The organism is Shewanella canadensis, from assembly GCF_003966225.1.
In the GTDB taxonomy this organism is placed as follows: Bacteria; Pseudomonadota; Gammaproteobacteria; order Enterobacterales; family Shewanellaceae; genus Shewanella; species Shewanella canadensis.
Genome location: NZ_RXNU01000013.1, coordinates 119895 through 131249, shown reverse-complemented (window position 1 = coordinate 131249; position 11355 = coordinate 119895). Strand labels below are relative to the sequence as shown.

Genomic DNA, 11355 nt, shown 5'->3' with positions numbered 1-11355 from the left:
TTTTTTATTGCGGCAGACTGAACAGGATCTCAACCAGCTGCCCTTCCCGTTCGATCATCAGTGAGATCTCGGTTAATTCAGGTAGTTGTGCCATAACTTCTAATGCCTGACTCATCTGAGTCAAATCGTAGCCATTTATTGATTTTGCTAAATCATTGGCCTTAAAACCGGCCTTCTTGAATAGTTCTCTATCTTTACCCGGATTTAAACGGTAGCCCTGAAGCTCTCCACCACGTTTTACCGGTGAAATGGCCAGATAGTCGGTCAATTTACTTGGATCGGCTAACAGCTCGTCTCTTGAACTCACCAGCTCCTTGGCAACCTGACGATCTTTTCTCTTGTCGACCTTGCTCACCGACGACTTAGCCCGCTGTAAATGCTGGTTCGCCTTGCCTCCGGTCTCATATTTTAGACCATCTAACATCAAGGTCTCGTAACGACCACTGTTAGTGATAATAATACGGTCAGCATAGACCTCTTTGAGCGAAGCCGAAGTACCTTTAATTTTATCACCTAAACTATAGGTGTTCTGACTACCACTTGAAGCAATAACTGCTAAACCATGTTGTTGTGATGTCGAGGCCACAACGCCGGTCAATTGAATCGAAAGTGAGGTCTTAGGAGCATCAGTGATCTTTTCTTCAACTGGTGAAATTTTGGGCTGACTGGAGCTTGAATCGGCCTTGCCGAACAGAGATAACTCTTTCAGATCGGAAATACTGACACGACTACCCGAACTGCTGGTTACGGGGGTAGGCAGCCAATTTGGTGGTGGATCAGAGGCTGGAACTAACTTCCAGGTGATCTGAGCCAAGAGGTAAACGGTCACTATCAAACCGACCCAAAAAGCCGCTAAACTCAAAGGCTTATGCGGTATTCCCGCAGCCTTATTAATAACTTTATCTAATAAATCCATATTGAGTGGACCCTCTATACAGGTCTCTGTTCTGCTTAAGATAATTTAGGATGTCGTGACTCATGCTAACCTACACGGCTAATGGCAACAAGCCCATAACACCTGCTTAATTGGCGAAAATCGCCCAAATATGCTAACTTTACGCGCCTAAAAAGGGTGTGAAGCTGGTCGCTATATTAGGTGATTGGAACACTAAAAAGCGATTTTATTACCCAGCATGTGAAGTCGCCCATCATTAATTTTACTATGGAGACTCGATGAACAAGCCATCAGAACAACCAAAAGCCATCCGTCTGGATAAATGGCTTTGGGCTGCACGCTTCTATAAGACCCGTGCCATCGCAAAAGAGATGATTAATGGTGGTAAAGTTCACTACAACGGACAGAGAGCAAAATCCAGTAAACTGGCAGAATTAGATGCTGTAATAAAATTAAGACAGGGTTATGACGAAAAAGAGATCGTCATTAAAAAACTGTCAGATCAGCGTCAAAAAGCAACATTCGCTCAAACTCTGTACCAGGAAACACCCGAAAGCTTAGCGAAAAGAGAAACCTATGCTGAGGCGAGACGATTAAATGTCTTGAACAATCCGGCTCCGGATCATAAACCAGATAAGAAGCAACGCCGACAATTGATACGCTTTAAAGAGAGCTAATATCAAGTTCGGCATTGAAGTAACAATTAAAGACCATATATTAAGCACTATACCCAAATAACTGATAACTGCTCAGTTAACTGAATAGTTTTATACCGAATGACATTGTGAGATTGAAACCGAAATGAGTAAAGATAATTTACACCGCTATCTATTTGAAAATGCAGACGTCCGAGGCGAATTAGTGCAGCTTGAGCAGAGTTATCAAGAGATCCTCTCGGCTCATACTTACCCTACACAAATTCAGGAACTCTTGGGTGAGTTGATGGCTGCCACATCACTGCTAACCGCTACGCTGAAGTTCAGCGGTGATATTAGTGTTCAACTTCAAGGAGATGGCCCTATCTCACTTGCAGTAATCAATGGCAACAACCTTCAACAACTCAGAGGCGTTGCTCGCTGGGATGGTGAACTAAGCGATGGTGCGACTCTGCAACAACTGTTCGGCAAAGGGCATATGGTCATCACTTTATCCCCAGCTAAAGGCGAACGCTATCAAGGAGTTGTAGCACTGGACAAAGACTCTCTTGCCGCGTGCCTTGAGGAGTATTTTACTCAGTCTGAACAATTACCCACTAAAATATCTCTGTTTGCCAACGGTAAACAAGCTGCCGGTATGTTGCTTCAGGTTCTACCGAGCGAAGGCGATCACAATGCAGAGTTTGAACACTTAGAGCAACTCACCGCAACGGTTAAGGCCGAAGAGATTTTCGATCTGGAAGCTGAGGAGGTATTACATCGGCTCTACCACCAGGAAGAGGTTCGTCTGTTTGACCCTATCGAAGTGACTTTCTCATGTACCTGTTCGAGAGAGCGTAGCGCCTCGGCAATTCGCACCGTTTCAAAAGCTGAAATTGATACGATCATTGCCGAACAAGGCAAGATAGAGATGGGTTGCGAATACTGCAATACAACCTATGACTTTGATTCAATTGATGTTGAAGCTATTTTCAGCAATACTCAAGCACCTGAGACCAAACAATAACGCCTCAGTGATCACAATGTACAAAAAGAGGACGCCTGTGAGCGTCCTCTTTTTTTAACCCAAAACACGATCTTCCTCACACATTCATATCTGCTTAAGTTACAATCACATTTCAGCGCATCAAGACGCCCATTTTTTAGATAAAAAGACAAGTCAGCAAAGACTGGCAAATAATTCCGACCTTAAACATGGAGACCCTACAAATGGCGGATGGAACACACAGTACTCACCGTAACCCCTCGACGGCACAACTCATTGAACTTGCTCTATCCAGAGGAGAAGGTGAACTGACTGCAAACGGTGCACTAGTCGCAAAAACTGGTGAACGCACCGGACGCTCGCCTAACGATCGTTTTATCGTTAAAGAGCCAGGCTCGGAAGCAGACATTGATTGGGGCCCGGTCAACAAGCCTTTCGAACAAACCGTTTTTACCGCGCTGTGGAACAGAGTAGAGGCTTACCTCGGCGACAAAGAGCTATTTGTCTCTGACCTGGAAGTCGGTGCAGATCCAGAGCATTATCAACCGGTACGAGTCACCACCGAAACGGCTTGGCATCAACTGTTTGCTCGTAATCTCTTTATCGTTCCTGAGCAATTTAATACTGCCGATAAGCCTGTCTGGCAGATCATGAACGCGCCGGGTTTTGAATGCGTACCAGAAAGAGACGGCACTCACTCTGATGCTACCGTGATCATCAACTTTGCCGAGCGTAAGGTACTCCTTGCAGGCCTTAAGTATGCCGGTGAGATGAAAAAATCTATGTTTTCGGTACAAAACTTCCTTCTTCCGGCAAAGGGCGTGCTCCCTATGCACTGCTCGGCTAACGTTGGGATCAAAGGCGACACGACACTCTTTTTCGGTCTGTCTGGTACAGGCAAGACCACACTGTCGGCCGATCCTAAGCGCTTTCTCATCGGCGACGACGAGCACGGCTGGGCACCCGGTGGCGTTTTTAACATCGAAGGCGGCTGTTACGCAAAATGTATCGACCTGAGCCAGAAGAATGAGCCCGTTATCTGGGATGCCATCCGCTTCGGCACCGTACTCGAAAATGTTGTCATGGATGAACATCGTGTTCCTGATTACTCTAACTCGAGTCTCACAGAAAACAGCCGTGCTGCTTATCCACTCGAACATATCGAGCTGCGTAAGGAGGAGAACCGTGGTGCAGAGCCTCATGCAGTGGTCTTCCTGACCTGTGATGTTTCGGGTGTCTTACCACCGGTATCTATACTCACTAAAGAGCAGGCGGCCTACCATTTCTTATCGGGTTACACGGCGAAAGTCGGCTCGACAGAGATGGGCTCAAGCTCTGCGATCCAATCCACTTTCTCTACCTGTTTCGGTGCACCTTTCTTCCCTCGCCCGGCGGGCGTTTACGCAGAACTGTTGATGAAGCGTATCGAATCGTTCGGTAGTCAGGTTTATCTTGTTAATACCGGTTGGACTGGCGGTCCTCACTGTATCGGCAAGCGTTTCGATATACCAACGACCCGCGCGATCATCGATGCGATTGTTAATGACGATCTGAAGGGCGTCGAGACTGAACACCTGGCTAAGCTGAACCTGAATGTCCCGGTTTCTATTCCCGGCGTCGAGACCAAGCTGCTTAACCCGGTGAATACCTGGGAAGATAAGGCTAAATATGCTGAGTATGCACAACAATTAGCCGAGAGTTTCACTGAGAACTTTGCTAAATACCAGGTACCAGATTCGATCAAGCATTCCGGACCGAATGCTTAATAGGTCTTTCTATTGGGTTACTTGTAGCCTGATAGCTGATTGAATCGTACGTCCAATAATCCCAGCTCTAGCTTCTGCTTAGCTGGGATTTTTTATGACTGATGTTTTATTTATGATGTCAGATGGATAACGGTACTTGATAGAGGTTTGATAGCTCATAACCTCATTGTTACCTATTACCTGCAGTGGGCTTATGTGCAGATACTTCTGTGACACGGTGCGAGTATGTCCCTATAACCTCGGCCGTGACGTCCATGTCACGGACGGTCACAGCCGCATCTACACCGGAGTTTAAAAGCAGAACTTACTTCTTCGATAAGTTAACGTTAAGCCCTCTATTTAACTATTTCGCGCTAGAACATCTGAAATTTGATATTGGATGACCCCATACTCATCAGTGTTCAAGCCTAAAATTAAGACATTTCTAATAATAAATCCCTTACGGAATTTTTCTTCACTCACGTATATCGTTTGCAAAACATCTGTATTTTTGGATTCGTGTTTATTTACAATCTCAAATATATATTTATTGTCATTATGGCCCCCGTACCTCAGTGCCCAACTGTCGATATTTATTGATGGGATAGTAAAAAATTTACCATTGGCATTTAATTTCCACCTACGGCCCTTTTTAAACCCTTCGACTTGGACTAAAGGATGAGTTGTTGCCATCTCCTCATTTTCATCCAAGAGAATTCCTATTGTTCCTTTGTAATAACCTGGGGTGGTGTACACAATCAAGTCACCTGAATTACCATCGTTATATTGATATGTTCCACTCCAAACAGAGCTATACGGAAACTTATTTCCTGTTGGAGGAATAATGCTTACCACTTCTTTCGTTGAAGGAAGAAATCTATTCATAACGAACAACTCATCACCAATACTCGCAGACAAGTGCTTATTGCTTTTTGAGTCAATTGACGAAAAATAATCATTTTTAATCAATTCACGTTCAATAGGTGTTTCTAATTTTGTTGTATATGATTTAGAGGCACATCCTTGAAGCATAATACCAACTAACAAAATAGAGAAAATACGAAACATATAAAAATCCTTAATATTAGATTAAATCTAATAGGCTTTAATTAAACCTGTTGAGCAAGTTTACCTTATTGTATAAGAAGTCACCATTCAGAACAGTCTAAGCAATTCAAGCAATTAACTCTACCCTCTCAAAAATGAACATTTAAATTCAGGTAAGCTAAACAAGCCAAGGGACTCACCAGATACGATGATTCCCCGTTGGAAGTTGCCGATGGGCGTTGGAATAAATCTCGTGAGGCCGACATGGATGTCGGACTAACTTTCGGGGGGCAGGATGTCCCATCGGAAGTGTCAGGGATTTATCCATAAGCACTGAGGAGCACAACTTTGCCGGGGCGTCATAGGTGGATGCAAGGAGGATGAGGACGAGCAGTCCTCCTTGCCCGGGTGTGGGTTGGAAACCCACGACGTTAGTTGTTAGACGAAGTCTAACTAAAAAGGTCAAATTATAGTGACCAGAACTTTAAACGCCCCCTTGTATTCATTACATTTTTAATGAAAGATAACTGGCTAATAATAAGATCAACATTGAGTACCTAACATGCGTTTTAAGCACCTAGCGGCCGCCATCTTAGTTAGCCTTTCAAGCTCCAGCACACTAGCTAACGATGAAGTGATTCCCCAGTTAGCAGAGCCCCGCATAGCCACAACTTATATCAACGATGCCATACTGCCACCAGCCATCGAGTGGCATGGCAAGAGTGAGGCACTGCTCGTCAGTGCTGATAACCCCTGGGCTACACCATTCGAGCAAAACGGTCTTAAGACGAGTCCAAGCTATGATGAAACCTTCGCCTGGCTCGATAAACTCATTGAACAAACGGATAAACTGAAAAAGGTCAGCCTGGGTAAGAGCCCGCAAGGACGAGACATCTGGATGATTATCGCATCGAGTGAAGGTGCAGACTCTCCAGAGGAGTTACAGAAAAATGGGAAGGCTAGCATACTGGTGCAGGCTGGGATCCACTCCGGAGAGATCGACGGCAAAGATGCCGGCATGATGCTGTTAAGAGATATCGTTATCGGGGATAAAGGCGCTCTACTAGATAATGCCAACTTACTGTTTGTACCCATTTTTAGTGTAGATGCTCATGAACGTTCGACCCAATATAACCGGGTCAATCAACGCGGACCAGTGAATATGGGGTGGCGCACCACATCAAAAAACCTCAATCTGAATAGAGATTATGCCAAGGCCGATGCCCTTGAGATGCAACATATGCTGCACGCCATCAATGAGTGGCAACCGGATCTCTATATCGATGTGCATGTCACCGATGGCATAGATTACCAGTACGATGTCACCTTCGGCTACAACCAGCCCCAGGGACTAAGTCCGGCCAGTTACCGCTGGCTTGAACAGAGCTATCGCCCGGCGATAGAGGCTGAACTTTCGGCTCAGGGGCATATTCCGGGGCAGTTGATATTTGCACTCGATAATACCGACATAACCAAAGGTATGTCGCTGTGGAATCCAAGCCCCAGATATTCAAACGGCTATGGCGATGCCCGACACCTGCCGACCATTTTAATCGAAAATCACAGCCTTAAACCCTTCAAGCAGCGCGTTCTCGGCACCTACGTCATGCTGGAGGCAACCCTCAAGACAGTTGGTGAACAATCCACTAAGCTTAGGTCTGCCATTCAGCAAGATAGGTACAACTACCCACAGCAGCTCACCCTGACCTGGAAGGAGAAACAGCAGGAAAAGGGCTGGGACTTTAAGGGAATAAGTTACCGATTAGAGCAAAGTGCTATCAGTGGTAACGATGTGGTGCGTTGGACTGGTGAACCTGAACTCTATCCCAATCTGCCAGTCATGGGTAACTCAGTCGCAGACATTCGGGTGCACCGCCCAAGCGCCTATTACATACCACCACAATGGGCTGACGTTATCGAAAGACTTAATATCCACGGTATAAGAATGACCCGCTTAGAAGTACCGACTCAATTAAGTGTCGATCAATACCACCTGAGTCAGCCGGTTTTTTCAGGTAAGGACTACGAGGGTCGACAGCGTGTAAGCGCCCAGGCAGTGATCAACCCAATCGATACCCTACTTCCTGTGGGCACTGTCAAGATAGATACCAGACAACCCCTTGGCGACCTTGCCATCTTGTTGCTTGAGCCTCAATCGCCAGACTCTTTGTTGCAATGGGGATTTTTCAATCCAATATTTACCAGAACTGAATATATTGAAAACTATGCCGTTGAGCCTTTAGCAGCCCAGATGCTCCAGGAGGATCCAAAGCTACAACAGGCATTTAATGAAGCACTCAAAGATGAAGTATTCGCCGCCGACCCCAAGGCGCGTTTACGCTGGTTTTATCAAAGAAGTCCTTACTTCGATGATAACTATGAGAAATACCCAGTAGTGAGACAGAGGTAGATAACAAACCGATGCATTAGCCATTGATTATAAAGATAAATAGATTGTAGCGCGGTAGCCATTTCAAACACAGGTCAGCCGCACTACATCACAACTCAAACCCAAATATTGAAATCAAACCACCTCAAAACCCACCAAACCGCCCACTTCAACACCAAAACAGCCCGGAGTCACAATTACCAAAAAAGCGAGGCGGGGCTCATGATTGCCTTTCACTTTGTGACCACAATCCCGATTTTCTTGCTAAACCATTGATTTAGATCAACATGTAAAACTAATACAGGTTTAACGTATAGCTACATTGTAATTAACAGCCAGACACCAATTGGCCAACAACTAATTAGCAATGAAATAAGAAAAATAATCAATAAAACTTGATGAAATAAAACAGTGAGTTAATTGGACGTGCAATAGAGGTATATAAAATGGAATATGCTCGCAATACACGCCGTTGGTTATCGATACTACTCCCGCTCGTCGCGGTGATGAGCCTATCGTGGACATCAACAGCAAACGCTGAAGCAAAAGCGCTAATATTAAAACCCTTCAAACAGTTAAGTGACGAAAGCGCTGAGTGCGCCGCCTGTCACAAAGAAAAAAACCCTTCTATCTATGGCCAATGGGGCAGATCAAAGCATTACGGCGCTAACGTCGGTTGTTATGAATGTCACGCGGCAGATAAAGGTGATAAGGATGCAATAACACACGAAGGCCGTCTGATTTCGGTCATCGTCTCACCAAAAGATTGTTCTCAATGTCACAATCAAGAAGTAGAGCAATTCACTAAGAGTCACCACGCTAAAGCCGGTAAGATCATGGGTTCACTCGATAACTTCCTTGCTGAAGTTGTTGAAGGTGCAATGACTTTCAATGGTAAGTCGCCCGCAGCTGTCAACGGATGTTGGCAGTGTCATGGTTCTGAGGTCAAAGTATTGCCTAACGGCGATCTCGACCCGACCACTTGGCCAAATACGGGTATCGGCCGAATCAACCCGGACGGATCGATTGGTGCATGTACCGCCTGTCACCAACGCCATGAATTCTCTATGGTTCAAGCCCGTCGTCCCGAAGCATGTGGTAAGTGTCACTTAGGTCCGGATCATCCGCAAAAAGAGGTGTATGACGAATCTAAGCACGGTATTAACTTCTATGCCAATGTCGACCGTATGAATCTCGATTCATCTAAGTGGATAGTGGGTGAAGACTATGATGCAGCGCCTACCTGTGCAACCTGCCATATGTCTGCGACACGTGAGCAAGCAGTGACTCACGATGTGGGTGACCGTATCAGCTGGACATTAAGACCCGCTGTTTCTGAGAAGATCGATGCTAAAGCTTTAGCCCAGGGCCACAAGGTCAAGAGCTGGCAAGACAGACGTGCCGATATGCAGGATGTTTGTCAGTCATGTCACACTAAATCTATGACAGATAACTTCTATCAACAGTTCGATTCTCTGGTCAATCTGTATAACGATAAGTTTGCCGGTCCCGGTAAATCTCTGATGGGCATGTTGAAGAAAGAGAAGATGCTAACAGAAACTGCATTCGATGAAGAGATCGAATGGACCTGGTTCTTCCTCTGGCACCATGAAGGCCGACGTGCACGTCACGGCGCCGCTATGCAAGCACCTGACTATGTACAATGGCACGGTATGTTTGAAGTAGCCGAGCGTTTCTACATCGAGATGGTACCTCAGTATCTGGAAGTGGTAGAGAAAGCCGAGCACAGTGGCAATACTGAAGGTGCAGAAAAAGCACGTAAGCTTCTCGCAGAGATTTTATCTCGCCCTGAGCATGCATGGTTTACAGGTAACGAGCCCGATGAGGTGAAAAAAGCCCGTAAAGCCGCACAAAAAGAGTTTAAAGCACGCTATCTGGGTGAAAGCAAATAGCAACCGAGTAAGGGGGTTATTATCACCCCCTTCCACCCCAAACTGAGGAGACTCTAGTGAATAAAAAAGGGGAAACAACTCGGTGGCAACGACTGTGGAGCTGGTTAAAAAGACCGTTAGCTTTGGGGATCCCCATCGGGATGTTCCTACTGGTATTGGTCGGCACATCGTTTCAAGCAATGATGGTGGTATCCAACCAAAATGAGTTCTGTTTTAGTTGCCACCTCACAATGGATACGATAGTTCAGGAGTATCAAGCCTCATCACATTTTGGTGATGGCGAAGATATCCCGGCCACTTGCTCAGATTGCCATGTACCACATCCATTCATCGACAAGATGATCGTTAAGACCATCGCCTTGAAGGATGTCTATCACATGATTGCAGGGACGATTACGAAGGAAAATTTTGAAGAACACAGACCAGCCATGGCTGAGAGTGTTTGGAAAGCATTCAAGAAGAATGACTCCGCGAATTGTCGTCACTGTCACCAGGGGGAAAACTTTGATTTAGCCAAGCAGCCACAACGAGCTCGCCTGAATCATGAAAAGATTGAAGCTAGGGGAGAAACCTGTATTGATTGTCATCAGGGACTGACCCACAACCGAATAGTTGTTCGATAAAGTGATATTGGTTATATCAATATCTAAGCTCCTTGAGTCTCAAAAAGAGTCATCAGGGAGCTAATTGAAAAACATAAACGAATAGTTGTTCGATAAGCCGATATAAAGATGTAAATCTCAACTCATCTCCACTAAGGTCGCATTCTCCATGCGACCTTTTTATTTCCGTAGCCTACAGACAGAATCAACCTGATTTAATCGCACTCACCGAATAGGTCAGTGGCGCACGCTGTTGCTTATGTTCAAGAAAATACCTTGTGCTCAGCTCTCCAGCGGAATTGGTGATACTCTCCTCCTGCAGGCCGGCAAATGCATCATAGGGGCTGAAATCAAATTCGTTATAAGCCTTTAGCTCCAGCCCGGCTTTCATCAAGGCATTTAACACCTCTGAGATGGGATGTGGCCAGCTCATCACAGTATTTATCTCACCATCACAGTTCTCTGTGTAGGTCCCCTCTTCATCTACATCCGGCTCTTGCTGAGCAAAATAACTGTAGCCGTCAAGCAATGCCTCTAAAGGATGAAACTCTACCATATAGAACTGTCCACCCGCCTTTAAACAGTCACTCACAACCTTTGCCCACCGATCCAGATCTGGCAGCCAGGCGATGGCACCGTAAGAGGTAAACACGATATCAAATTGACGGGATACTCTCTCTGGCGTGTTGTACAGATCGGTACAGATAAACTTAGCCTCGGCCTCAATCTGTTTCGCTAGATCCTGTGCTTGCTCTATCGCGGCGGATGAGAGATCGATTCCGGTAACATCGGCGCCCTCTCGTGCCCAGGATAAGGTATCTAAGCCAAAATGGCATTGAAGGTGAAGCAGACTCTTACCTTTTACATTCAACCCACACAGCTCTATCTCCTGTAGTGAGCTCTTACCTTTCAGAAAGCCTTCAATATCATAAAACTTCGAACCTACATGAATTTTTGTACGCTTATCCCAAGCGGCTTTATTTACGGTTAAGTAATCCATCTCTGATTCTTCTATCTCTTGTTCTGTTAGGGACAACGAGTTGAGAAAATTCACCAACTCAATAGGTCAACTACCTTATCTTTTGAGCATAAAAGCTAACACTTAAAATCAACATTTTAAATA

The 11355-nt window shown here is 45.4% G+C and carries 9 protein-coding genes; 6 read left to right on the top strand and 3 right to left on the bottom strand.

What is annotated here, in order from left to right:
• Nucleotides 1-4 precede the first annotated feature (4 nt).
• The gene (gene gspC, locus EKG38_RS19505) at nt 5-916 is read right to left on the bottom strand and encodes a type II secretion system protein GspC (protein WP_126522180.1); all 912 of its coding nucleotides are present in this window, start codon (nt 914-916) and stop codon (nt 5-7) included.
• A 257-nt stretch (nt 917-1173) separates the two neighbouring features.
• Between gspC and hslR the strand changes: the two genes are divergently transcribed.
• From hslR to EKG38_RS19490, 3 genes are all read left to right on the top strand, one after another.
• Nucleotides 1174-1572, top strand: coding sequence for a ribosome-associated heat shock protein Hsp15 (gene hslR / locus EKG38_RS19500; protein WP_126522178.1), 399 nt, complete (start codon nt 1174-1176; stop codon nt 1570-1572).
• A 124-nt stretch (nt 1573-1696) separates the two neighbouring features.
• Nucleotides 1697-2557 (top strand): Hsp33 family molecular chaperone HslO, encoded by an 861-nt coding sequence (gene hslO / locus EKG38_RS19495; RefSeq protein ID WP_126522176.1) that lies wholly within the window; start codon nt 1697-1699, stop codon nt 2555-2557.
• A 203-nt stretch (nt 2558-2760) separates the two neighbouring features.
• Nucleotides 2761-4302, top strand: a complete 1542-nt coding sequence (locus tag EKG38_RS19490) for a phosphoenolpyruvate carboxykinase (protein ID WP_126522174.1) — start codon at nt 2761-2763, stop codon at nt 4300-4302.
• Nucleotides 4303-4641: 339 nt separating this feature from the next.
• On the opposite strand, the gene EKG38_RS19485 is transcribed toward EKG38_RS19490, so the two are convergent.
• On the bottom strand, nt 4642-5349 hold the full coding sequence (locus EKG38_RS19485; protein WP_126522172.1) for a hypothetical protein: 708 nt from the start codon (nt 5347-5349) through the stop codon (nt 4642-4644).
• A gap of 541 nt (nt 5350-5890) precedes the next feature.
• Here EKG38_RS19485 and EKG38_RS19480 point away from each other — a divergent pair.
• The 3 genes from EKG38_RS19480 to EKG38_RS19470 all read left to right on the top strand — a co-directional run bounded on the left by EKG38_RS19480 (nt 5891) and on the right by EKG38_RS19470 (nt 10253).
• Nucleotides 5891-7738 (top strand): M14 family metallopeptidase, encoded by a 1848-nt coding sequence (locus tag EKG38_RS19480; protein ID WP_126522170.1) that lies wholly within the window; start codon nt 5891-5893, stop codon nt 7736-7738.
• 425 nt (nt 7739-8163) lie between these two features.
• A complete protein-coding gene (locus EKG38_RS19475; protein ID WP_126522168.1) occupies nt 8164-9630 on the top strand; it encodes a multiheme c-type cytochrome in 1467 nt (488 codons plus the stop codon).
• A gap of 56 nt (nt 9631-9686) precedes the next feature.
• Nucleotides 9687-10253, top strand: coding sequence for a NapC/NirT family cytochrome c (locus EKG38_RS19470; protein ID WP_126522166.1), 567 nt, complete (start codon nt 9687-9689; stop codon nt 10251-10253).
• A gap of 184 nt (nt 10254-10437) precedes the next feature.
• On the opposite strand, the gene EKG38_RS19465 is transcribed toward EKG38_RS19470, so the two are convergent.
• Nucleotides 10438-11232 carry a class I SAM-dependent methyltransferase gene (locus EKG38_RS19465; RefSeq protein WP_126522164.1) on the bottom strand — a complete coding sequence of 265 codons (795 nt, stop codon included), beginning with the start codon at nt 11230-11232 and terminating at the stop codon, nt 10438-10440.
• Nucleotides 11233-11355: the final 123 nt, after the last annotated feature.